This is a genomic window from Yersinia sp. 2553 StPb PI (assembly GCF_052217105.1).
Lineage (GTDB): Bacteria > Pseudomonadota > Gammaproteobacteria > Enterobacterales > Enterobacteriaceae > Yersinia > Yersinia enterocolitica_E.
Genome location: NZ_JAZGPX010000002.1, coordinates 17,592 through 40,634, shown reverse-complemented (window position 1 = coordinate 40,634; position 23,043 = coordinate 17,592). Strand labels below are relative to the sequence as shown.

The following is a 23,043-nucleotide window of genomic DNA, read 5'->3' as shown; positions in this document are numbered from 1 at the left end:
GCTGTTACTCCTCCACATTTTGGATAGTAATACGGTAGTGAAAGACAAATTGCTCAATAGTGATTGGCTTACGGGTGTTACCTGATAGCTGGTAGCGAATCTCTGTCACTATTTGGTTTTTGTCATCATAGAGTCTGCGTGTATCCCCTTCATCCACCAACCGCCAATTTCCGGGTAATAACGGACGCCATGATATGATGGGCCAATAACTCAGCATAATATCGGCAAGAACCTGATTTGCTGGAGGTAATCCAACAATTTTCATGGTTTGCTCTAAATGAATACCTTGCAGGTCATAGGAAACCTTGAACAAGCGGATCCCAAGCGGCGACAGCCCAACCAAGGTTAAGCGCTGCCCATCAGCCTGAAGTAACACTAATAATGACTGCTGCTTCCCCTGCGCTGTTGCAGTCAGTAATTGCTGCTGATTGATAGGTTGTGCCAAAGTCGGTTGCGGCAAAGCGACCCGCACCCCGGGCTTAAGCCAGGCTTTAGGCTGTGTTTGGTCCGGCGAACTGGCACACCCTACAATCAATAAGGCTAAAACGAGTAACACCCCACAGCGTTTATAATTCACTCAGGCTCTCCTTTTGGCTTGGGCAGCGCCAGAGGCGCTAATAAGAAGGCTGTAAACACACCACTACTCAGCACAATGCCAAAGCTACTGATGGCTTGGGTGTGGCTAAATACCAGCATGCCGAAAGTCAGTTGCGTGGTGAACACCGCCATAAAAATAGCAAACATTGAGGTGCTAGGCGTCCCTCGGGGATTGGTAAAGAACAGGGTATAATTGATACCAATCCCCAGAACCAATATTAATGCCAGCAACGAGAAGAGATTTAACGAGTGGCCGGTAAGAGAAAGTACCGCCAGCCCCATCCCCAATGAAAGTAACGTCGGTGCCACACAATAGAGGCCGCGACGCAGACCCAGGCGCCAGCAATAGACTACAGCTATAGCAACCACTGCAATGAGTAACAACCATGATAGATAGGCGCGGTAGAGAGAAAATAGCGCATTGAACTCTGTTTTCCTGTCAACCCAAGTCACTCCTGGCACGGACTCCGCTAACTGTTGCAGTGCCGCCGGATTACTGACACCACTTACCGGCACCAACATCGCTGTGCGCCCATCAGGTAATGAGAGCCAAAGCAATCGCCAGCCCTCACTGACCACCGAGCCAAGCCATTGTTCCGGGGTCACCCATGTATGCTGGTTGCCTTGTGCTGGCAAATCTGGCAGAGAAACGCTAATACCCGCCTGTTGCAATTGGTGGATAATAGTTGGCGCGGTTTGTTCAAGTAATGCCAGATTTTGTTGCTGCCGCAATAATGATGGCAGCGGCAACACACGATAACTTTCAATCCATCCAGCCTTTTTCGCCTGTGATAGCTGTGGAGAGAATTGCTCCAGACGTTGCAATGCCTGTTCAGCATTATCACCATACACAACGAACCATTTTTGATCGCTGTGCTGACCGGTAAGTGCCGCAATGCGCTGTTCCTGTTGCTGGAACTCACGCGGCATCGCCTGCAATTCACTGATATCGTCATTAATTTTTAATGTGGCTAACCCACTGATAGTCAAAATAGCAATCAGGGCCGGCAAGCCTAAACGTAACATTCGGTTGTTTTGCCAACTCTCTAGCCACAGATAAATAAGCTTTAGGCGCGGAACCGGGCGCACCGGCAACCGTTTAGCCAATATCGGATACCAACACATCACCGTGATACAGGCGGCGGTTAGACCTGCGGCGGCAAAAACAGCCAATTGCTGCAACCCAGGGAAAGGCGCAATAAGCAGAATCAGATAGGCAATTACGGTGGTGAGTAGCGCCATTGACAGGGCTGGGAAAAGTTTTGCCAGGCTCTCCAATGGCGACGTTTGACCACCGTGCGCCATGCGGTCTGTCAGATAATAAAGTGTATAATCCGCTGAAATACCAATGATACTGGCACTCAATACCAGCGTCATTACATGGACTTCGCCAAAGACCAGTAACGTGGCAACCGCCCCAGCCAATGCCCCAATAGTTATTGATAAAAGGCATAAGGCGAGTGGCAATAGCGACTTAAACATTATCAATATCAGCAGGAATACACCGGCGACGGAGATCAAACCAATGGTCGAGATATCACTTTCAGCCTGCTGACTCGCGTAGTTACTGTAAAAAAGCGTGCCGCGTTCCAAGACTTCAGTACCGGGCCAACGCTGCTGAAGTTGCTGCTTTAATTCAGCCAATGACTCAACGGTGCTACGGGCACTGGCCATATCATAAGATGAAGCGCGTAATTCACCGTGAATCAAATACCATGGGCGTCCCTGGCTATCTTTCGCCACCAGCCAGCCCTTACTGATACTTAATGCCCCACTGTTTTGTTGTTGTGCTAATTGAGAGCCACGAACCAACAGTAAAGGATCATACTGCAACTCTTTACCACTCACGCCAGCAAATGCCGAATACGCCTGTCCCAATATCCACTGAGCCTGTGCCGCTCCACCATGGCTTAATCGCAGACGGGTAGCCTCATCCAACAATACATTACGATGCTGAAAGAAAAAGGCGCCCCACGCCTGTAAACGTTGAGCAGTCATCTCACCACTGACCTGATGCAGCGCAGGCATTTTTTGTAACTGCTGCAACCACCAGTTCACCGGAGCCAATTGGTCTTCTGCTGGGCTAACCAGCCACACTAATTGGCGATCAAGACGCTGATTAAACCCTGCGGTTAATTCGACAGGTACGCCTGCCAACTCCTGCTTGGGCAATAGTGCCAAGACACTGCTGTTAATCTGACTACGAGGGATCAGCCAGAGTAATGTTGCCAGTAACAGCAAACAGATAAGTAACCAGCCGATAGCCAGTTTTCGATGGCAATCAGTGCGCAAAAAGCTGCTGTTCGGCATGGCTCAGTATCTTAGGTTCAGTTAATTGGTTGAAAAACCGGATGTGGGTCCCATCTCCCTGCATATCTTCAATATCGATAGTTTCCAGAAAATATTGACCGTGCAACGTGATGCTTTTAAAGAGCTTATCCAATGGTGTGGTTTTCGGGGTGAGCACTAACACCCAACGATCTTGACCACTATCAGTGAAAGCTAAGGTAAAATTCTGCTCCAAAATCGACGTATCAGCATGAAATAGTGCCGTTAATAAGTGATTAAATTGGAACATTTGCGGATTGCTGTCAGCAGTAATAACCTGCGCAGGCTGGCCGGCCATGGTTTGCACCATGCGCTTATCGTCGAGTAGCAGTGTCAGAACGAAAGGTTGCTGCTGTGACCACCACAGCCCTTTATCCTGTGAAATCAGTAAATTACCACTTGATTTTAAAGGTTTATTCATTCCACTAATACTGCGCTGCTGTTCAAATTCGGCGCGCAACACCGGTTGTTCGCTGAATCGTTGTTGTAACGATGCCAACGTTACCGCATGAGCGCTGATACTGAGACACAGTAAGAGAACGGTGAATATCGATTTCATGAGACGATACCCATTCTTTCCAGCAGTACCGGCGGTGAAACAAAGCTCATTTCTTTCGTGGATGCTTTAACGGCAACCTGAATGGTGTAGCCGGTTGTCATGCGCTTCGCGCTGGTCGCATCATAAATCTGGTAACCGATACGTAAGCGGTTCTCATATTCTTCAATAGAGGCACAAATATGAATACGCTGTTCAAATTCGAGCGGGGCAATGTATTTCACTCGCGTATCAACTATTGGCCACACATAGCCTGACGCCTGCATCGCGCGGTAACCATAATCAATTTGATTCAGTAAAGCCTCACGAGCAATTTCAAAATAACGGAAATAATTGCCATGCCACACCACCCCCATAGGGTCAATATCATGAAACGGGATATTGTGAACTATCCGGGTAGTAAAACGCGGGTCATCGGGTAAATTCATGTCACTGATTTCCTTGGTTTGGCTTTTCATCGTTTAAATGCCAAAAATCATAAAAATTAAACCAATCGAGCGGCGCTAATAAACTGTAGTGCTCCAGGCGGGCGGCGTAACTCTCCACTGCCTGTTGCAATGCCGACTGACGATTTGCTCGCGGTAATATCAATGGATCGGCGAAAGGTTCAAAATAAACATGTAATCGGGCAGCAGATGCGGGATCAATAACACCTGATGGTGCAGCCTCCTTCCCCTGCCTACCGAGTTTTAAACCAAACATCAAAAACACCGGGCAGCGCAATGCCGCAGCTAACGCAAACGGCCCAACCGGGAAAGGTGCTGGGTGGCCTAAGAAGGTGCTCCAAATGACTCTTGGTTGGTTATCTCGTTGATAAGGGCTGACGGAGGTTCTATCACCAACAATCGCGACCCACTCCCCTTCATCCAGCTTCTGGCGCAATAAAATGGCAGTATCAGGTCCAATAGAGGTTACCTGGATAAGGTTAATCAGTGCGTGTGGGTTAATCTCCTGCATGACCTGATTAAAACGGGCAGCATGCTGGGTAAAGACCAATGCATTAACTTTTACACCAACAGATAGCTCAGCCAAAGCGCGACAAGATTCAATATCACCTAAATGCGATGCCAGAATTAGCGCCCCCTGACGGCTGGCGATTTGTGCCTCACAGCGCTCACGCCCAACCAAAACCACATCTTTACCCATCACTAAATCCCCTTGCCAGCTCGCCAGTTTATCGAGCATAGACTCACCAAACCGCATGAAATGGCGGAAGCTGTTTAAGGATGCCGGTAAGGGGTGATTTTGCTGTTTGGCGAAAGCCGTAAGGTGTTGTAAATAATGGTTTGATGCCTGGCGCTGACGATGTCCGGTAAGCCAAAAATAGCCAATAACAGGATATAACAACAGGTTAAAAGTTGTGCGCCCCAGAATTTTATAACTGCGTAACATCAAGCGCATCCCCCACAAACCATTGCGTTCTTTCGTCTGGGACCAATGGTGCTCGGGCTTTTGCATATTACGCTTTAGCAACGCAGGAATACGCGGCAACATGCCAAAAAATAGCCGGGTATGCATCCACGAAATACGTAAGTTGTCATGCAGCGCATCAAAATGTGAAATACCTTCTGCGGGATAGGTGACCTGTGTTGGCAAGAACCGGCTCTCAGTTCCCTGCCAATATAATCTCACCATCACCTCAGTATCAAAATCCATTCGCACACCCAATGGGTGCCGGGCAGCCAAAGCCTGTGTTTCGGCAATCGGATAAACGCGAAAACCACACATACTGTCTTTCAGCGACAAAGATAAAGTTTCGATCCATACCCAGAAGTGGGTGATATAGCGGCCATAAAGCCGCGCCTTCGGTACTGACTCATCGTAAACCGGTCGCCCTGAAATTAGATGATGGGGGTATTTTTCCGCCTCGCCCAGCATTATTGGAATATCAGATAATTGGTGCTGGCCATCAGCATCGACTTGTAGCGCATGGCTGTAACCCTGCTTTTGTGCCACGGTCAGTCCATTCAGAACGGCATGCCCTTTCCCCCGATTTTCGGGTTGTGTTATTAGCACCACCCACGGGTATTTCGCCGCCAGGCGTGTTAGCTCATTGGCAGTATCAACATCACTGCCATCATCAATTATCAGACACGGCAATTGATACATAGCCAACTGAGATAAAACACCCGCCATAGTCTCACCATGATTGAAACAAGGGATAACCACGCACGGCGCGAAAGTGGTTACTGACATAGAGATATTTTTCCACTACTGGCAGTTATTTCGCCATGGACAAGGTACTTAAACATCAGTTTATGATTTGTTCGTTGCCAATTAAGTACGAGAGTGACTTCATCATCAGGCATCAGTGGCCGCTGGAATTTTACGACATCGATACTTCTCACGACCGGCAACTGACCCAGTAACTGATTGGCGTAGTGCATAACCCAATTGATTTGTGCGACGCCGGGCAATATTGAACAGGTGGGGAAATGACCACTAAACCACAGTAAATCAGCAGGTAATAAGAGATCGATGCTGGCAAAGTGATCACCTGTTATTTGCTGACTGACGACGACGGGCAACATCATAAGAATAGCTCCTGTAAGCGGGCATAATCACGCTTCCCTTGTGGATTCAGCGGGATAACATCAATCACACGTAAACGACGAGGAACAGAGACCGGCTCAAGCCAGTGACGCAAAGTATTGCGTAAGCTTTGAGTAAAAGACCTCAATGATTCTGCTGCAAGTTGCTCTTTACCTGTGTCGGTCAATACCACAACAGCAGCAATGTTCACTCTTTCGTTTTGGCTTAAGACCAATACCGTCGCATCTGCAATTTCAGGAAGTGACATTAAGCGCTGTTCTATCTCTGTGAGTGAAACACGCTTCTCTTCTATTTTAACTATTCGATCTTTACGCCCCAGCAGATAAAAACGCTGCCGGTTATCGGATAGCTCTATAATATCGCTCATTGGTATACCTGTTGATTCAGGTATCAAGGCAGAGTAAACAGTGAAAGTATTGTCGCTGTTGATGTCCAAACTGACACCGGAGAAAAACTGCCATGCTTGTTCAGGTGCTGATTGGTGGCGATAAGCAATAACACCGGTTTCAGTGGCACCATAAATCTCTGTTGGCAATGTACCCAGTGTATTTAAAGTAGATTGCGCATCCTGATAACTGAGCGGCCCGCCCGCGGAAAATATCTGTCGACACAAAATCGGCGACAATTTTGTATCCATGCGCTTTAGAAATGCCGGACTACTGATAAATATTGGTGAGCAAGATTCAGGTAGTGACTGAAGTTGTTCATGATAACCAATCAACTCAGCCTGAAAGGGAATACCCAGCGAGAGGGGTAAAAAGATACGAAAAGTCAGCCCGTATAAATGTTGATGAGACACCGACGCAACAATTAATGGGTTATTCTTTCTATCAAAGCGCCCTCCCCATTGAACAGCCAGCCAATGGCTTTCGGTATCCAAACTCGCAACAGATTTAACGACTGCTTTTGGAGCCCCCGTAGAACCCGAGGTGAAGAGGATTAATGACGCAGCAGAAGGCCAATCAGGTAATGGATGATAGGCAGTCTCACTAGAGGCATGGCTTGCGACTATAACGCTTGGACAGGCAAGATTCAGTAATTGATCCGTCAGCAGGCCATCAAACTCATGCAATTGCTCTTTGAGAACGGCCTCACGTGCATGGCCGAAAATTACCGGCGTTTTTTGGCAATACAGCGTAGCCAGCAGCGCAACAGTAAACCAATAGCTATTTTCAAAACATAATGCCCAGCGCTGATTGGGTAAAAAATTAATTTTATTAAATAGATAGGTAACATCGCACCTAAATTGACTCAAGGTTATGGTCTTTGCGCCACACATGGCGATAACCTGGTCATCATCCCGAGAATGATCCAACCAATTCGCCATGGGTAGATTTACTGCTGTTGAACCCTTTTCCTGATTATCCATTCCAGACCCATCAAAGAACCAATAAGTAAATAGCTCAAGCCACCGTTATATAAAGCCCATATATGCATATTGCCGTATAAACAGGTTGCCAGAGCAATGGTGCCATTTACTGCAAAAAATCCGCACCATACCTGTGTCACCTTTCGGGTATAAGCCACCGCTCGGGAAGATAATTCAGGCTCGGACAGCCTTGCCAATCTTTCAATGATGGGTGGGGGGCGAAATAAAGAATAGGAAAACAGCACCAGTAAAATGATGTTTACCGCGACAGGATAAAACAACAACCACTGCGCCTTGCCTAAACCCCAGCTTGCCAAAGACAGAATAATGCCAGCAAGCGCCAGCGCTTTACCTAACCAAAGTTGTTGCTTAATTTTGCTGCGCACGGCAAAGAGGCGCAATGTAAACATTAATAACAATATTGGCGCTAATACCTGCATTCCCCAGCGCGATAAACCAAACCATACCGCCAGTGGGTAGGCTGTAAGTGCAATAACGGTGAGGATTTTGAGCAAAACAGTCAGGCGACCAATGAATAAATTACGCTGATTAGCTGTCACCTGATTTCACCATTTACGACTTGGTGTTTAATAAATTATCGACGGCATCGACAATATCTTGAACCGTTCGAACGGATTTGAACATTTCCGGCATTATTTTTTTACCCGTCACTTTCTGCAAATGTACAACCAGATCGACAGCATCAATACTGTCTAGCTCTAACTCTTCATAAAGCCGTGATTCTGGTTTGATGTCAGCTTCATCAATTTCAAATAACTTAACCAGAAGAGCTGTAATTTGCTGATAAATTTCTTGTTTTTCCATTATGACAATATCCTGTTAGTTACGCTGTTGAGAAATAAATTTCGCGAGCGTTTCTACCGAATAAAAGTGCTGACGCATATCTTCACTCTCAGCAGAGAGTACAACGCTATATCGGTTTTTGAGTGCTAATCCCAGTTCTAGCGCATCGATTGAATCTAAGCCTAAACCGTCACCAAATAATGCAGCCTGTGAGTCAATATCATCCACCGACATACCTTCCAGATTTAGGGCATCAATAATTAGCTGTTTAATCTCACAACTTAGTAATTCCATTAACTCTTTCTCTTAGATTCAGGCATTAATGCACAGGTTAAATGTTTAGTAAGTCGTCGTGCAGCAAGTGCTAACGATAAATCGCTATCTTGAATAAAGTCATTACTATTGATTTTATTTTGAACAATAATATTAAATTGAGGTTTTACCGGCGGTATATTATACCATTTTAGTTCTTTCGTCAGCATTGGTGGGTTGCAATCAATATATACTACGCGAATATCACACCCACTATGTAGCGCGATATTCGCCGCTCCTCGTTGCAAACTCAGTGCACAACCTGCGGTTGTCCTGGTCCCTTCAGGAAATATAAGGATACTTCCTCCTCGGCCTAAACGCGCTTTACAGTGTGCTAATAATTTATCTGATTCAGCATTAACTAAGTATCCTGCGGATTTAATCACACCGGAAACAAATATGTTATTTAACAACGCTTCTTTGACAATACAATCACATCTTGGCATGTGTGCTGCCAACAGCACATAATCTAATAAGCTAGGATGGTTAGCAACAATCAGACACCCCGAGTCCTCACAAAACAGCTCATTATTTTCTATTTGATAATCAAAAACACCCAGAAATTTAGCAATACGCAAGAACAGTTGAAAACTATAACGAATACTTTGCTGAGTGATCTGGTTACGCACTACTTCAGAGCGAACAATTAGGCGCAGAGAGGTAAACCATAGAATAGATAATAACAGCCCACCTAGGCCAAAAAGTGCAAAACAAAAACCGGTTGCAGCCACTCGCCATAACCGATTTAGCAAAGAAGAATGTTGGGGTGCAGTTTGTACTGCAAGAGAACTGTCCATCACTGACTCCAGTGCCAATTATTATGCTGGCCTTGTATAACGAAAGAACCCTTTTTGCTCAACCAATTACGTAAAAAACTAAGACCCTGAGGCAATTCAGAATTATTAACATCAATCTTAGAAATACGTTCACACTGTAAATCATCGCCGGTGGTTAACACTAATGCCAAGGCATAGGGCAACCCTATTGGAGAAGTCTGAGAATGATAAAAATCAGGCATTACTCCATCGAAATCGACCAATAACACACGCTCAGCGCCGCAAGCCAGCATCCCCATAGCTTCGACTATACCTTGTTGAAAACTATCTATGCCTGCGGCAAGAGACGTCACTGGCATGGTATTGCTCGCCATGATAGTTAACCAGCCGGAGGCAGTATTATGCACTGACATAGCAAAATCTGTTGGCGAAATATTCTGCTGCTGATGGAGGGATTGCAATATTTTATAAGTGCGCTCTAATTCCCCATGGCGACTGGTAAATATCGCCATATCAGCCGTGTCTTCCTCTAGTAACGAAAGCCCCGCTTCAACAGCTAGTCGGCTGCCTGTACTCATTCTTCTAGCGGACATCATAGGGATATGCGATGACTTGGGTAAATCCCCTTGCCATATCGCCGAGAGTGCCTCCTCCTGTGCCCAGGCAAGCCAGTGCTCTTGCGACTCCATACCAGGAGCCAAAGCACGCCAGTTCAATACATTCAATGAATGAGCCACGATATCAGAACTTCCAGACAGCAAAGCGAGATAATTTATTCTATTTTTAGGTAAAAAGCATTTAAAAACTTTATCTATTATCTTTTGGTTTAATTATCGGCCATTCACATCGCATTTTTTTAAAAATTAAAAAGTAAAATATTTTATTTATCGGCATAGCTTCAACATTCTTTAGATAAAAACTCAATAAAAGTAATTATAATTTTAAAATAAAAAATGACGCAAAATAACAATATAAATTTTACATTTATTTAAAACAAAACAAACATAAGAATATTTGTGTATTAGAATAAGTCAGAGTATTTTATCTCTGCTATTTAGCATTCTTCCGTTACTCCTATCATGGGTTAACATGAAAATCATTAATTAATTGGATCATCATGAAACTATTAAAAGCACTCTTGGTCGGGTTGGTATCTATCACATTTATTGTTGGATGTGCAGGTACGACGCCTATCCAAAACGTTAACCAAACGATAATTGGTAGTCACACGACTTCAGAAGTACAAAAAGCGATTCTGGCTGGTGGGATAAACCGTGGTTGGGTAATGATACCTGGCGCTGAAGGCGTGATTAACGGGAAGTTAATAAATCGCGATCACACTGTTGAAATCCAAATTAATTACAATGCTAATAATTACCAAATCAAATATATTGGCAGTACTAACATGGATGCCAAAAATGGGAAAATACACTCAAAATATAATCGCTGGATCGCTAACTTGAATAAAGATATCCAGATTCAACTAAATCGCCTGTCAATATAAAAACATTATATAACAAATAGTTATCTTAATTTTATGCTCACCATTAAAGCTGAATAATGCTAAATGGTGAGCTATTACCTGAATTACGAGGACGTAAGCTTGCGCTACGGATATGATAAAGACCAAATTAGTGCTTTGGCGGCAATCACTGAAGCTCAGAAAATAGCTTTTGCCCCTATGCTATTTCAAGCTGCGCTTAACCTGAGAGAGTCAGGAATTTTAGCTGCATTAGATGAATCAGGTAAAGGTGGTATTACACTCGATGAGCTTCAGACTCATTGCACACTAAGCCGATATGCAATCAGCATCCTGCTAGACATGGGGCTTAGCGGTAATATCCTCTACCAACAGGAAAACCGATTTTATCTGGGCAAGGTCGGTCACTACTTATTGCATGATCAAATGACCCGCGTAAATATGGACTTCACTCAGGACGTTTGTTATCAGGGTTTATTCAATCTAAAAGAAGCACTAGAGAAAGGAAAGCCAGCCGGATTATCCGTATTTGGTGAATGGCCTACTATTTACCCTGCACTAAGCGAGTTGCCGACTGCCGCACGTGAAAGTTGGTTCGCCTTTGATCATTTTTATTCCGATAATGCCTTTCAGCTTGCGCTAAAAGCTATTTTTGATCTTGAACCAAAACATATATATGACATTGGTGCAAATACTGGGAAGTGGGCTTTACAGTGTGCGGCCTATGACCCTGATGTGAAAATAACATTGCTGGATTTGCCACAACAGTTAGTCTTAGCTAACGAGAACGTCAAAAGCAAAGGCTATAGCGACCGTATCAGTACATATCCTGTGGATCTGTTATTAGCTGATCGATTGCCAGCAGAAGCAGACGTTTGGTGGATGAGTCAGTTTCTAGACTGCTTTAGTGAAGAACGAATCGTCCATATTCTTAAGCTTATTCATCATGCAATGAAGCCCGATAGTTACGTATGCATCATGGAGATATTTTGGGATAGGCAACAATTTGAAGCTGGTGCATTCAGTTTGAATGCCTCATCTCTTTATTTTACATGTATGGCTAACGGTAATAGCCGTTTTTATCATTCAGATACTTTTTACCAGTGCTTATCTACCGCTGGATTCTACGTTGAGAAAGATATTGATGGTCTTGGTATTGGGCATACATTATTAATTTGCCGTAAAGAACCCGCATAACATTAAGCCCTCTGTCTGAGGGCTTACCCCATCAAGAATCGATATTTCCTTATTCCTATAGTGTATCCAGGCTGCTCTTAACCATTCTGTTCTGTTAAAAGTGTGGTAAATAACCCATTGAATTAAAATTATAAATAGCACAGAGAGCCAGATGGTGGAGTCGCAAACTGACAATAAGAGAGTTGTGGTTGGGTTTTGTCGCAGAAATATATCCAGCAGATCAACAATATATAAAAATTACAATGCAAAAAACCCTGAATCAGAGATCCAGGGTTTTGCAATAAGTGGCGGAACGGACGGGGCTCGAACCCGCGACCCCCTGCGTGACAGGCAGGTATTCTAACCAACTGAACTACCGCTCCACCGATTCTTTTACGCGTATCTTCCCGATACTTACCCTTGACAGGGCCAGCGCTCCGCGCTGTGCAAAACCGCTCTAAGCGATTTTGTCAGTTACCAGATGTCACTCTGGTAACTCGTGTTTGATGCCTGGCAGTGTCCTACTCTCGCATGGGGAGACCCCACACTACCATCGGCGCTACGGCGTTTCACTTCTGAGTTCGGCATGGGATCAGGTGGTACCACCGCGCTAAGGCCGCCAGGCAAATTCTGTCTAAACTAACCCGCTATATGTCTCCACACAGCCAGCCAGCCCAATCTCGGAACTTCGCTGAAAATTTCTATCTCTCAAATCTAAAACACCTTTGGTGTTGTAAGGTTAAGCCTCACGGATCATTAGTACTGGTTAGCTCAATGCATCGCTGCACTTACACACCCAGCCTATCAACGTCATAGTCTTTAACGTTCCTTCAGGGGGCTTAAAGCCCCAGGGAAGACTCATCTCGAGGCAAGTTTCCCGCTTAGATGCTTTCAGCGGTTATCTCTTCCGAATTTAGCTACCGGGCAATGCCATTGGCATGACAACCCGAACACCAGTGATTCGTCCACTCCGGTCCTCTCGTACTAGGAGCAGCCCCTCTCAATCTTCCAACGCCCACGGCAGATAGGGACCGAACTGTCTCACGACGTTCTAAACCCAGCTCGCGTACCACTTTAAATGGCGAACAGCCATACCCTTGGGACCTACTTCAGCCCCAGGATGTGATGAGCCGACATCGAGGTGCCAAACACCGCCGTCGATATGAACTCTTGGGCGGTATCAGCCTGTTATCCCCGGAGTACCTTTTATCCGTTGAGCGATGGCCCTTCCATTCAGAACCACCGGATCACTAAGACCTACTTTCGTACCTGCTCGAGCCGTCACTCTCGCAGTCAAGCTAGCTTATGCCTTTGCACTAACCTCACGATGTCCGACCGTGATTAGCTAACCTTCGTGCTCCTCCGTTACTCTTTGGGAGGAGACCGCCCCAGTCAAACTACCCACCAGACACTGTCCTCACCCCGGATCACGGGGCCGAGTTAGAACATCAAACATTAAAGGGTGGTATTTCAAGGTTGGCTCCATGCAGACTGGCGTCCACACTTCGATGCCTCCCACCTATCCTACACATCAAGGCTCAATGTTCAGTGTCAAGCTATAGTAAAGGTTCACGGGGTCTTTCCGTCTTGCCGCGGGTACACTGCATCTTCACAGCGAGTTCAATTTCACTGAGTCTCGGGTGGAGACAGCCTGGCCATCATTACGCCATTCGTGCAGGTCGGAACTTACCCGACAAGGAATTTCGCTACCTTAGGACCGTTATAGTTACGGCCGCCGTTTACTGGGGCTTCGATCAAGAGCTTCGCCTTGCGGCTGACCCCATCAATTAACCTTCCAGCACCGGGCAGGCGTCACACCGTATACGTCCACTTTCGTGTTTGCACAGTGCTGTGTTTTTATTAAACAGTTGCAGCCAGCTGGTATCTGCGACTGGCTTCGGCGCCGAGAGCAAGTCTCTTTACCTAATGCCAGCGTGCCTTCTCCCGAAGTTACGGCACCATTTTGCCTAGTTCCTTCACCCGAGTTCTCTCAAGCGCCTGAGTATTCTCTACCTGACCACCTGTGTCGGTTTGGGGTACGATTTAATGTTACCTGATGCTTAGAGGCTTTTCCTGGAAGCTTGGCATCAACTACTTCACCACCGTAGTGGCTCGTCATCACACCTCAGCGTTGATAAGCAACCGGATTTACCAAGTCACTCCGCCTACATGCTTAAACCGGGACAACCGTCGCCCGGCTAGCCTAGCCTTCTCCGTCCCCCCTTCGCAGTAACACCAAGTACAGGAATATTAACCTGTTTCCCATCGACTACGCTTTTCAGCCTCGCCTTAGGGGTCGACTCACCCTGCCCCGATTAACGTTGGACAGGAACCCTTGGTCTTCCGGCGTGCGGGTTTTTCACCCGCATTATCGTTACTTATGTCAGCATTCGCACTTCTGATACCTCCAGCAACCCTCACAGGTCACCTTCAACGGCTTACAGAACGCTCCCCTACCCAACAACACCTAAGTGTCGCTGCCGCAGCTTCGGTGCATGGTTTAGCCCCGTTACATCTTCCGCGCAGGCCGACTCGACCAGTGAGCTATTACGCTTTCTTTAAATGATGGCTGCTTCTAAGCCAACATCCTGGCTGTCTATGCCTTCCCACATCGTTTCCCACTTAACCATGACTTTGGGACCTTAGCTGGCGGTCTGGGTTGTTTCCCTCTTCACGACGGACGTTAGCACCCGCCGTGTGTCTCCCGTGATAACATTCTTCGGTATTCGGAGTTTGCATCGGTTTGGTAAGTCGGGATGACCCCCTAGCCGAAACAGTGCTCTACCCCCGAAGATGAGTTCACGAGGCGCTACCTAAATAGCTTTCGGGGAGAACCAGCTATCTCCCGGTTTGATTGGCCTTTCACCCCCAGCCACAAGTCATCCGCTAATTTTTCAACATTAGTCGGTTCGGTCCTCCAGTTAGTGTTACCCAACCTTCAACCTGCCCATGGCTAGATCACCGGGTTTCGGGTCTATACCTTGCAACTAGACGCCCAGTTAAGACTCGGTTTCCCTACGGCTCCCCTATTCGGTTAACCTTGCTACAAAATATAAGTCGCTGACCCATTATACAAAAGGTACGCAGTCACCCAACAAAGTAGGCTCCCACTGCTTGTACGTACACGGTTTCAGGTTCTATTTCACTCCCCTCGCCGGGGTTCTTTTCGCCTTTCCCTCACGGTACTGGTTCACTATCGGTCAGTCAGGAGTATTTAGCCTTGGAGGATGGTCCCCCCATATTCAGACAGGATGTCACGTGTCCCGCCCTACTCATCGAGTTCACAGCAAGTGTGTTTTGGTGTACGGGACTATCACCCTGTACCGTGCGACTTTCCAGACGCTTCCACTAACACACAAACTGATTCAGACTCTGGGCTCTTCCCCGTTCGCTCGCCGCTACTGGGGGAATCTCGGTTGATTTCTTTTCCTCGGGGTACTTAGATGTTTCAGTTCCCCCGGTTCGCCTTGCATGGCTATGTATTCACCATGCAATAGTGCAACGAATTGCACTGGGTTTCCCCATTCGGGTATCGTCGGTTATAACGCTTCATATCAGCTTACCGACGCTTTTCGCAGATTAGCACGCCCTTCATCGCCTCTGACTGCCTAGGCATCCACCGTGTACGCTTAGTCGCTTAACCTCACAACCCAAAGGTGTTTCTTATGTTCAAGTCGGTTGCGCGTCGTCAATACAGCGTTGTGCGGTACTCGGAATACTCATGAACATGAAGTTCACTCCGCTTCCTCCGTGCCGTACGCCTTGCCTTCACTTAGCTCACGCGACTCTCTTCATCAGAATGCACATTGGCATTGCGATTATTTGAGAGACTCTATTACAGGTTACTTTTTATCTCAGTACATCTACGGAGAGATAAATTTCAGCTGTAATGTTTCAATTTTCAGCTTGTTCCAGATTGTTAAAGAGCAATATTTCACAACACACTGTGCCTTACGGCCGCAGTACGTTTTGAAATAGTTTTTTTATATGGTGGAGCTAAGCGGGATCGAACCGCTGACCTCCTGCGTGCAAGGCAGGCGCTCTCCCAGCTGAGCTATAGCCCCATATAAAAAGCAAAATACCTTATCGGCATAACTCATTCTCAGACAAGGCGCAGTCACGCGACGTTTATGGGTATAAACGAGTGTGTCTGTAACGCACTATGAGGATGAGTTGGTGGGTCTGAGTGGACTTGAACCACCGACCTCACCCTTATCAGGGGTGCGCTCTAACCACCTGAGCTACAGACCCAACAAGGTACTAAAGCCCGACTAATCTCTCAGTCCGGCCTTATTTGCTCGTTACTTTCTATCAGACAATCTGTGTGGACACTGCGCAATGCGTATCGTTAGGTAAGGAGGTGATCCAACCGCAGGTTCCCCTACGGTTACCTTGTTACGACTTCACCCCAGTCATGAATCACAAAGTGGTAAGCGCCCTCCCGAAGGTTAAGCTACCTACTTCTTTTGCAACCCACTCCCATGGTGTGACGGGCGGTGTGTACAAGGCCCGGGAACGTATTCACCGTAGCATTCTGATCTACGATTACTAGCGATTCCGACTTCATGGAGTCGAGTTGCAGACTCCAATCCGGACTACGACAGACTTTATGTGGTCCGCTTGCTCTCGCGAGTTCGCTTCACTTTGTATCTGCCATTGTAGCACGTGTGTAGCCCTACTCGTAAGGGCCATGATGACTTGACGTCATCCCCACCTTCCTCCGGTTTATCACCGGCAGTCTCCCTTGAGTTCCCACCATTACGTGCTGGCAACAAAGGATAAGGGTTGCGCTCGTTGCGGGACTTAACCCAACATTTCACAACACGAGCTGACGACAGCCATGCAGCACCTGTCTCACAGTTCCCGAAGGCACCGAAGCATCTCTGCTAAGTTCTGTGGATGTCAAGAGTAGGTAAGGTTCTTCGCGTTGCATCGAATTAAACCACATGCTCCACCGCTTGTGCGGGCCCCCGTCAATTCATTTGAGTTTTAACCTTGCGGCCGTACTCCCCAGGCGGTCGACTTAACGCGTTAGCTCCGGAAGCCACGCCTCAAGGGCACAACCTCCAAGTCGACATCGTTTACAGCGTGGACTACCAGGGTATCTAATCCTGTTTGCTCCCCACGCTTTCGCACCTGAGCGTCAGTCTTTGTCCAGGGGGCCGCCTTCGCCACCGGTATTCCTCCAGATCTCTACGCATTTCACCGCTACACCTGGAATTCTACCCCCCTCTACAAGACTCTAGCTTGCCAGTTTCAAATGCAGTTCCCACGTTAAGCGCGGGGATTTCACATCTGACTTAACAAACCGCCTGCGTGCGCTTTACGCCCAGTAATTCCGATTAACGCTTGCACCCTCCGTATTACCGCGGCTGCTGGCACGGAGTTAGCCGGTGCTTCTTCTGCGAGTAACGTCAATCAACCGTGCTATTAACACGATTGCCTTCCTCCTCGCTGAAAGTGCTTTACAACCCGAAGGCCTTCTTCACACACGCGGCATGGCTGCATCAGGCTTGCGCCCATTGTGCAATATTCCCCACTGCTGCCTCCCGTAGGAGTCTGGACCGTGTCTCAGTTCCAGTGTGGCTGGTCATCCTCTCAGACCAGCTAGGGATCGTCGCCTAGGTGAGCCATTACCCCACCTACTAGCTAATCCCATCTGGGCACATCCGATGGCGTGAGGCCCTAAGGTCCCCCACTTTGCTCTTGCGAGGTCATGCGGTATTAGCTACCGTTTCCAGTAGTTATCCCCCTCCATCAGGCAGTTTCCCAGACATTACTCACCCGTCCGCCGCTCGCCGGCGAAGTAGTAAACTACTTCCCGCTGCCGCTCGACTTGCATGTGTTAGGCCTGCCGCCAGCGTTCAATCTGAGCCATGATCAAACTCTTCAATTTAAGATTTGTTTGATTTGCTGCTAATAAAAGCAGCGATGCTCAAAGATTACTTTCTGCAAATATGCATTCGAACCGAAGTTCAAATGTGTACTGCTTTGGTCACTCTTCAAGACTTTGATATTTCTTCTGCCTGTCGAAACAGGCTTCGATATCGTCTTGCGAGTGCCCACACAGATTGTCTGATAAATTGTTAAAGAGCGTTCGTTACCCGTTTGCCTTTCGGCGAATCTTACGGTAACGCGGGAGGCAGATAATACGCTTTCCCGCTACAGAGTCAACCACTTAATCAGTTAATTTTCTCTGTTCTTCCCGGCCACTCTGTGAAGTTGCTCACAGCGCCGTGTCGATGGATGCGCATTATAGGGAGCCGCCTCAGAATGGCAAGAGTTTATCTTAAAGTTTTTTCCAACTGCTGATTATTTGAACGCAAAGACTACTTATGACGCGTTTTTATCGCTTTTGGCAGGTCAGCCAGACTATTTAGCACCCAATCAGCTAGCGCCTCTCCTTCTGCGCTAACAGGCTTACCAGTGCGAACTAACACTTTAGTGCCGACATTAGCCGCTAATGCTGCCTGCATATCTTCAATTTTGTCACCAACCATATAAGAAGAAGCCATATCAATGTTCAATTCGCTTTGTGCTTGCAGTAACATGCCAGGCAGCGGTTTACGGCATTCACATGTTTCACTGAACTCCGCTACACTGCCATCGGGGTGATGCGGACAGAAGTAGATGCCGTCCAGGTCAACACCACGGTCAGCCAGAGACCAATCCATCCACTCGGTGAGACTTACAAATTGCTCTTCGGTAAACATACCGCGTGCAATACCTGATTGATTGGTTACCAATACCAAAGCGAAACCCATTTCTTTCAATTCACGACAAGCATCAATAACACCGTCTATAAACTGGAAGTTATCAATTTCGTGGACATAACCGTGATCAACATTAATTGTACCATCACGATCTAAAAATATTGCGGGGACGGGCTGAGTCACTTATCTGCTCCTGAGGGCTGTAAACCCCACTAGTATCGCATGTTTCATTACCGATTGAGAATGGAAGAGAATCGGTGTTGCCAGTTGACTTGGCCGTCTAGACGCCTTAACATCCAATCTATACTTTGGTTCCGCTGAAGTTTACTTTTTATCTAGCCACGGAAACGACGATAAAATAAGAATAATATGATTAAACTTTCTCACATCAGCAAAGTGTTCCAACAGGGTTCGCACACTATTACCGCACTTACAGACGTGAGTCTACACGTCCCTGCTGGACAAATTTATGGCGTTATCGGTGCATCAGGTGCGGGTAAAAGTACACTGATTCGCTGTGCCAATATGTTAGAGCGCCCTACCAGCGGCCAGGTTCTGGTTGATGGGCAAGATCTGACAACCTTATCTGAAGGTGAACTGACGCGCGCGCGTCGTCAAATCGGCATGATTTTTCAGCATTTCAATTTACTGTCATCTCGCACGGTGTATGGCAATATTGCGTTGCCTCTTGAGCTGGATAACACGTCACGCGCAGATATAAAGAAGAGAGTTACCGAACTGTTGGATCTGGTCGGTTTAGCGGATAAGCAAGATGCTTACCCGGCTAACTTGTCGGGCGGTCAGAAGCAGCGTGTTGCTATCGCGCGTGCTTTAGCCAGTAATCCAAAAGTCTTGTTGTGCGATGAAGCCACCAGCGCATTAGACCCGGCAACCACTCGTTCGATTCTGGAGCTACTTAAGGACATTAATCGTCGTCTGGGGCTGACTATTTTGCTTATTACTCATGAAATGGATGTGGTGAAACGCATCTGTGATCAGGTTGCTGTAATAAGTGAAGGCAAATTGATTGAGAAAGACAGTGTCAGTGAAGTGTTCTCGCATCCGAAAACTCCGCTGGCGCAACAATTTATCCAATCAACACTCCATTTGGATATTCCAGAAGATTACGCCCAGCGTATGACGCAGGAACCAACTGCAGATCGCGTTCCACTGCTGAAATTGGAGTTCACCGGTCAGTCCGTTGACGCACCACTCATTTCACAAGCGGTGCGCCGTTTCAATATTGATATCGGGATTCTCAGTTCGCAGATGGATTATGCCGGTGGCGTTAAGTTTGGTGTCATGTTAGCAGAGCTGCATGGCGACGATCAGGATGGCCTCGCTGCCATCAAGTTTTTGCAAGATCATCATGTAAAAGTAGAGGTTCTGGGTTATGTCTGAGGCAATGATGTGGTTAATGGGCCGAGGCGTCTGGGAAACTCTAATGATGACTTTTGTGTCTGGTTTCTTTGGCTTTGTGCTAGGGCTACCGGTTGGGGTGCTGCTGTATGTCACCCGCCCAGGGCAAATTATCGCTAACAATAAGATTTACCGCACCCTGTCTGGAGTTGTGAATATTTTCCGTTCCATACCTTTTATTATCTTATTGGTGTGGATGATTCCATTCACTCGAATGATTGTCGGTACATCGATTGGGTTACAGGCGGCGATTGTGCCACTAACGGTCGGTGCAGCCCCCTTTATTGCTCGTATGGTGGAGAATGCCCTACTAGAGATTCCATCTGGTTTGGTTGAGGCTGCCCGTGCGATGGGAGCGACCCCAATGCAAATTATTAAAAAGGTGTTGTTGCCCGAAGCCCTACCCGGCTTGGTGAATGCCGCCACTATTACATTAATTACCCTGGTCGGTTATTCCGCGATGGGTGGTGCAGTCGGTGCCGGTGGCTTAGGCCAGATCGGTTATCAGTATGGTTACATTGGCTATAACGCCACGGTAATGAATACTGTATTAGTATTATTAGTAATTTTGGTTTACCTGATTCAGTTCAGTGGCGATCGGATCGTAAAAGCCGTTACCCACAAATAGTTCTTAACACATCAATTACCCAAAGGAATTGATGTTGCAGGTAGGCGGCAAGCGAACATATCCCGATAAGCTTATTCAAGTAAGTGATTCGGGTAAGTGAAAGTTGCTAACAACCCTGCAGCGCCAAGTACCAAGGGTATAGCGACTGCCTCACACAGCGGCGCATCTTAACGAATGTCTATAGAGGAAGGGATATGTCTTTAAAATTCAAATCTATCGCGGCAGTCAGTGCACTGATTGGTACCTTGGCTCTGGTGGGTTGCGGCCCGGCAGAGAAAGATCCAAACCACATTAAAGTTGGTGTCATTGTGGGTGCCGAGCAGCAAGTTGCTGAAGTTGCTCAAAAAGTGGCAAAAGACAAATATGGTCTGGATGTTGAACTGGTTACCTTTAACGACTATGTATTGCCAAACGAAGCATTGAGCAAAGGTGATATTGACCTGAATGCCTTCCAGCACAAGCCTTATCTGGATCAGCAAATTAAAGATCGTGGCTACAAGTTAGTGTCTGTGGGTAACTCATTCGTTTATCCAATTGCTGGTTACTCTAAGAAAATCAAATCATTGGAAGAGTTACAACCAGGTTCTCAGGTTGCACTGCCAAATGACCCGACCAATCTGGGCCGTTCTCTGTTGCTGCTGCAAAAAGTGGGGCTGATTAAACTGAAAGACGGCGTTGGTCTGCTGCCAACCGTGTTGGATGTGGTTGAGAATCCTAAAAACCTGAAACTGGTTGAACTGGAAGCCCCTCAGTTACCACGTTCTTTGGATGACCAACAAATCGCCTTGGCGATTATCAATACCACCTACGCCAGCCAGATTGGCTTAACACCTGCTAAAGATGGCTTGTTCGTGGAAGATAAAGAGTCACCTTACGTCAATCTGATCGTGGCTCGCGAAGACAATAAAGATGCGGAAAACGTGAAGAAATTCGTTCAGGCATATCAGTCTGATGAAGTTTACGATGCAGCAAACAAAGCATTCAACGGTGGTGCAGTGAAAGGCTGGTAAGTGTTAATTGGCTATTTTGCTGAATATGGCGTTAGCTAAAATCAGTGTTTGCTAAATATATTGCAAGACGGGCTATGGCCCGTCTTGTTATTTGCATCATAGATTGCTTCAATAGCGCCTCTTAAATAAAAAAGGCTGAGGAATCTCTATGCGTGCGTTACCTCTGTGTCTGTTAGCACTTTCGCTAACTGGATGCTCCATGCTTCAATCAAAGCCATCCACCACAGAAAGTCCGGTTAAGCAACCACCTCCGGTGACTAAACCCAGCCCAACGGCAGCCCCTCGTCCGGCACCGGTAAAACTTTATAAAAGTGCTGAAGAACTTGTTGGCAAGCCTTTCCGCGACTTAGGCGAAGTATCCGGTGAGTCTTGCCAATCTACCGTTCAAGACTCTCCAGCCAGTATCGCCACCGCCCGTAAGAGAATGCAGACCCGTGCTTCTTATATGAAAGCCAATGCGGTGCTGCTACACGGATGTGAAATACAAAGTGGCGTTCCTGGCTGCTATCAACAAGCGGTGTGCCAAGGTTCTGCACTGAACGTTTCATCAAAATGAGTGTATTTTCCTTCAATCAGATCGGGGTGATTCGCTCACCCTATAAAGAAAAGTTTGCGGTGCCAAGGCAGCCCGGTCTAATTGAAGATGGCGGTGGTGAGTTACAGTTAGTGGCTCCCTATAATCAGCCGGAAGCCGTGCGTGGGTTATCTGACTTCAGTCATGTATGGGTGATGTTCGTTTTCCATCAAACCATGGCGGGGGGTTGGCGTCCGACGGTTCGCCCGCCACGTTTAGGCGGTAATACACGGATGGGCGTATTTGCCACTCGCTCCACTTTCCGGCCAAATCCTATCGGCATGTCGTTGATTGAGCTGAAAGGGATACGTTGCCAGGGCGCAGAGGTGATTCTGGAGTTGGGTAGTCTGGATCTGGTTGATGGTACCCCGGTGATTGACATTAAACCCTATCTGCCTTTTGCAGAGAGCCAGCCACTGGCGCGCGCTGGTTTTGCGCAGACAGCCCCAGATGCAGGTATGCCGGTGTGTTTCTCCGCCACCGCTGAGCAACAGTTAGTACAGCAGCAGACGCGTTATCCACATTTGCGGCGTTTTATCAGCCAGGTTTTGGCACAAGACCCCCGCCCAGCCTACCGTAAAGACGATAATGAAAGTCGTGAATACGCGGTTCTGTTGCTGGAATTTAATGTGCGTTGGCGGGTTATGGGCCAGCAAACAGAAGTGTTGTCGCTCGACCCACGCTAAATTTCAGCCAGTTCTCTTTTGACAACCCGTACTCGCTGGTAAACTAAACCACTTTTTACTTT

20 protein-coding genes, 3 tRNA genes and 3 rRNA genes are annotated in these 23,043 nt (G+C 47.0%); 7 read left to right on the top strand and 19 right to left on the bottom strand.

Translation table 11 applies throughout. The features are described 5' to 3' along the window. Window positions 1-4: 4 nt before the first annotated feature. Genes V2A84_RS01230 through V2A84_RS01175 form a run of 12 tightly spaced genes read right to left on the bottom strand, consistent with a single transcriptional unit; the run spans window position 5 to window position 10,032 of the window. On the bottom strand, window positions 5-577 hold the full coding sequence (locus V2A84_RS01230; RefSeq protein WP_083162985.1) for a DUF3261 domain-containing protein: 573 nt from the start codon (window positions 575-577) through the stop codon (window positions 5-7). Next, on the bottom strand, window positions 574-2,907 hold the full coding sequence (locus V2A84_RS01225) for an MMPL family transporter (protein ID WP_442848515.1): 2,334 nt from the start codon (window positions 2,905-2,907) through the stop codon (window positions 574-576). Before V2A84_RS01225 ends, V2A84_RS01230 begins: the two co-directional genes overlap by 4 nt. Further along, on the bottom strand, window positions 2,879-3,484 hold the full coding sequence (locus V2A84_RS01220; protein ID WP_083162984.1) for a LolA family protein: 606 nt from the start codon (window positions 3,482-3,484) through the stop codon (window positions 2,879-2,881). Before V2A84_RS01220 ends, V2A84_RS01225 begins: the two co-directional genes overlap by 29 nt. Next, complete coding sequence (locus V2A84_RS01215; RefSeq protein ID WP_193784792.1) at window positions 3,481-3,909, bottom strand: acyl-CoA thioesterase; 429 nt, start codon at window positions 3,907-3,909, stop codon at window positions 3,481-3,483. The genes V2A84_RS01220 and V2A84_RS01215 overlap by 4 nt, the downstream gene beginning before the upstream one ends. A gap of 1 nt (window position 3,910) precedes the next feature. Continuing rightward, window positions 3,911-5,677: a glycosyltransferase family 2 protein gene (locus V2A84_RS01210; RefSeq protein WP_372569526.1), complete on the bottom strand. Its 1,767-nt coding sequence runs from the start codon at window positions 5,675-5,677 to the stop codon at window positions 3,911-3,913. After that, entirely contained in the window at window positions 5,668-6,015 is a 348-nt protein-coding gene (locus tag V2A84_RS01205) for an ApeI family dehydratase (protein WP_372569527.1), read from the bottom strand. Before V2A84_RS01205 ends, V2A84_RS01210 begins: the two co-directional genes overlap by 10 nt. Beyond that, window positions 6,012-7,361: an AMP-binding protein gene (locus V2A84_RS01200; protein WP_193784869.1), complete on the bottom strand. Its 1,350-nt coding sequence runs from the start codon at window positions 7,359-7,361 to the stop codon at window positions 6,012-6,014. The genes V2A84_RS01205 and V2A84_RS01200 overlap by 4 nt, the downstream gene beginning before the upstream one ends. An 8-nt stretch (window positions 7,362-7,369) precedes the next feature. Next, window positions 7,370-7,963: a hypothetical protein gene (locus V2A84_RS01195; protein WP_083162979.1), complete on the bottom strand. Its 594-nt coding sequence runs from the start codon at window positions 7,961-7,963 to the stop codon at window positions 7,370-7,372. A gap of 13 nt (window positions 7,964-7,976) precedes the next feature. Next, complete coding sequence (locus tag V2A84_RS01190) at window positions 7,977-8,228, bottom strand: acyl carrier protein (protein ID WP_083162978.1); 252 nt, start codon at window positions 8,226-8,228, stop codon at window positions 7,977-7,979. Window positions 8,229-8,243: 15 nt separating this feature from the next. After that, complete coding sequence (locus V2A84_RS01185; protein ID WP_083162977.1) at window positions 8,244-8,501, bottom strand: phosphopantetheine-binding protein; 258 nt, start codon at window positions 8,499-8,501, stop codon at window positions 8,244-8,246. Next, window positions 8,501-9,316, bottom strand: coding sequence for a lysophospholipid acyltransferase family protein (locus tag V2A84_RS01180; protein WP_442848514.1), 816 nt, complete (start codon window positions 9,314-9,316; stop codon window positions 8,501-8,503). The genes V2A84_RS01185 and V2A84_RS01180 overlap by 1 nt, the downstream gene beginning before the upstream one ends. Then, window positions 9,316-10,032, bottom strand: a complete 717-nt coding sequence (locus V2A84_RS01175; RefSeq protein WP_372569528.1) for a beta-ketoacyl synthase chain length factor — start codon at window positions 10,030-10,032, stop codon at window positions 9,316-9,318. Before V2A84_RS01175 ends, V2A84_RS01180 begins: the two co-directional genes overlap by 1 nt. A gap of 380 nt (window positions 10,033-10,412) precedes the next feature. On the opposite strand from V2A84_RS01175, the gene V2A84_RS01170 reads away from it, so the two are divergent. Together V2A84_RS01170 and V2A84_RS01165 are read left to right on the top strand one after the other, a co-directional pair. Further along, the gene (locus tag V2A84_RS01170) at window positions 10,413-10,799 is read left to right on the top strand and encodes a hypothetical protein (protein WP_083162974.1); all 387 of its coding nucleotides are present in this window, start codon (window positions 10,413-10,415) and stop codon (window positions 10,797-10,799) included. A gap of 63 nt (window positions 10,800-10,862) precedes the next feature. Continuing rightward, window positions 10,863-11,972, top strand: coding sequence for a methyltransferase (locus V2A84_RS01165; protein ID WP_442848513.1), 1,110 nt, complete (start codon window positions 10,863-10,865; stop codon window positions 11,970-11,972). Between the two features lie 285 nt (window positions 11,973-12,257). Here V2A84_RS01165 and V2A84_RS01160 read toward each other — a convergent pair. The 7 genes from V2A84_RS01160 to gmhB form a co-directional block, all read right to left on the bottom strand. Continuing rightward, window positions 12,258-12,334 (bottom strand) — tRNA-Asp (locus V2A84_RS01160). 125 nt (window positions 12,335-12,459) lie between these two features. Further along, a 5S ribosomal RNA gene (gene rrf, locus V2A84_RS01155) occupies window positions 12,460-12,575 on the bottom strand. Between the two features lie 111 nt (window positions 12,576-12,686). Then, window positions 12,687-15,594, bottom strand: a 23S ribosomal RNA gene (locus tag V2A84_RS01150). 345 nt (window positions 15,595-15,939) lie between these two features. Further along, window positions 15,940-16,015: transfer RNA gene (locus tag V2A84_RS01145), tRNA-Ala, on the bottom strand. 110 nt (window positions 16,016-16,125) lie between these two features. Continuing rightward, window positions 16,126-16,202, bottom strand: a tRNA-Ile gene (locus V2A84_RS01140). 102 nt (window positions 16,203-16,304) lie between these two features. Further along, window positions 16,305-17,847: ribosomal RNA gene (locus V2A84_RS01135) — 16S ribosomal RNA — on the bottom strand. Together the 16S, 23S and 5S rRNA genes with 3 tRNA genes alongside form the textbook arrangement of a ribosomal RNA operon. 433 nt (window positions 17,848-18,280) lie before the next feature. Next, a complete protein-coding gene (gmhB, locus tag V2A84_RS01130; RefSeq protein WP_083162970.1) occupies window positions 18,281-18,847 on the bottom strand; it encodes a D-glycero-beta-D-manno-heptose 1,7-bisphosphate 7-phosphatase in 567 nt (188 codons plus the stop codon). Window positions 18,848-19,033: 186 nt separating this feature from the next. On the opposite strand from gmhB, the gene metN reads away from it, so the two are divergent. The 5 genes from metN (at window position 19,034) to tsaA (ending at window position 22,981) form a co-directional block, all read left to right on the top strand. Continuing rightward, on the top strand, window positions 19,034-20,065 hold the full coding sequence (gene metN, locus V2A84_RS01125; protein ID WP_083162968.1) for a methionine ABC transporter ATP-binding protein MetN: 1,032 nt from the start codon (window positions 19,034-19,036) through the stop codon (window positions 20,063-20,065). Then, on the top strand, window positions 20,058-20,711 hold the full coding sequence (locus V2A84_RS01120) for a methionine ABC transporter permease MetI (protein WP_050078607.1): 654 nt from the start codon (window positions 20,058-20,060) through the stop codon (window positions 20,709-20,711). Before metN ends, V2A84_RS01120 begins: the two co-directional genes overlap by 8 nt. 194 nt (window positions 20,712-20,905) lie before the next feature. Further along, window positions 20,906-21,721, top strand: a complete 816-nt coding sequence (locus V2A84_RS01115; RefSeq protein ID WP_042569242.1) for a MetQ/NlpA family lipoprotein — start codon at window positions 20,906-20,908, stop codon at window positions 21,719-21,721. Window positions 21,722-21,869: 148 nt separating this feature from the next. Beyond that, window positions 21,870-22,277 carry an Rcs stress response system protein RcsF gene (gene rcsF, locus V2A84_RS01110; protein WP_083162966.1) on the top strand — a complete coding sequence of 136 codons (408 nt, stop codon included), beginning with the start codon at window positions 21,870-21,872 and terminating at the stop codon, window positions 22,275-22,277. After that, the gene (tsaA, locus tag V2A84_RS01105; RefSeq protein ID WP_083162964.1) at window positions 22,274-22,981 is read left to right on the top strand and encodes a tRNA (N6-threonylcarbamoyladenosine(37)-N6)-methyltransferase TrmO; all 708 of its coding nucleotides are present in this window, start codon (window positions 22,274-22,276) and stop codon (window positions 22,979-22,981) included. The genes rcsF and tsaA overlap by 4 nt, the downstream gene beginning before the upstream one ends. The last annotated feature ends 62 nt before the right edge of the window (window positions 22,982-23,043 follow it).

Excerpts from the sequence above, each read along its gene's own strand:
- V2A84_RS01190 (WP_083162978.1), bottom strand. The coding sequence starts at position 8,228 with ATGGAAAAACAAGAAATTTATCAGCAAATTACAGCTCTTCTGGTTAAG.
- V2A84_RS01225 (WP_442848515.1), bottom strand. The coding sequence starts at position 2,907 with ATGCCGAACAGCAGCTTTTTGCGCACTGATTGCCATCGAAAACTGGCT.
- tsaA (WP_083162964.1), top strand. The coding sequence starts at position 22,274 with ATGAGTGTATTTTCCTTCAATCAGATCGGGGTGATTCGCTCACCCTAT.
- V2A84_RS01220 (WP_083162984.1), bottom strand. The coding sequence starts at position 3,484 with ATGAAATCGATATTCACCGTTCTCTTACTGTGTCTCAGTATCAGCGCT.
- V2A84_RS01180 (WP_442848514.1), bottom strand. The coding sequence starts at position 9,316 with ATGGACAGTTCTCTTGCAGTACAAACTGCACCCCAACATTCTTCTTTG.
- metN (WP_083162968.1), top strand. The coding sequence starts at position 19,034 with ATGATTAAACTTTCTCACATCAGCAAAGTGTTCCAACAGGGTTCGCAC.
- rcsF (WP_083162966.1), top strand. The coding sequence starts at position 21,870 with ATGCGTGCGTTACCTCTGTGTCTGTTAGCACTTTCGCTAACTGGATGC.
- V2A84_RS01115 (WP_042569242.1), top strand. The coding sequence starts at position 20,906 with ATGTCTTTAAAATTCAAATCTATCGCGGCAGTCAGTGCACTGATTGGT.
- V2A84_RS01210 (WP_372569526.1), bottom strand. The coding sequence starts at position 5,677 with ATGTCAGTAACCACTTTCGCGCCGTGCGTGGTTATCCCTTGTTTCAAT.
- V2A84_RS01170 (WP_083162974.1), top strand. The coding sequence starts at position 10,413 with ATGAAACTATTAAAAGCACTCTTGGTCGGGTTGGTATCTATCACATTT.
- V2A84_RS01200 (WP_193784869.1), bottom strand. The coding sequence starts at position 7,361 with ATGGCGAATTGGTTGGATCATTCTCGGGATGATGACCAGGTTATCGCC.
- V2A84_RS01185 (WP_083162977.1), bottom strand. The coding sequence starts at position 8,501 with ATGGAATTACTAAGTTGTGAGATTAAACAGCTAATTATTGATGCCCTA.
- V2A84_RS01120 (WP_050078607.1), top strand. The coding sequence starts at position 20,058 with ATGTCTGAGGCAATGATGTGGTTAATGGGCCGAGGCGTCTGGGAAACT.
- V2A84_RS01165 (WP_442848513.1), top strand. The coding sequence starts at position 10,863 with ATGGTGAGCTATTACCTGAATTACGAGGACGTAAGCTTGCGCTACGGA.
- V2A84_RS01215 (WP_193784792.1), bottom strand. The coding sequence starts at position 3,909 with ATGAATTTACCCGATGACCCGCGTTTTACTACCCGGATAGTTCACAAT.
- V2A84_RS01205 (WP_372569527.1), bottom strand. The coding sequence starts at position 6,015 with ATGATGTTGCCCGTCGTCGTCAGTCAGCAAATAACAGGTGATCACTTT.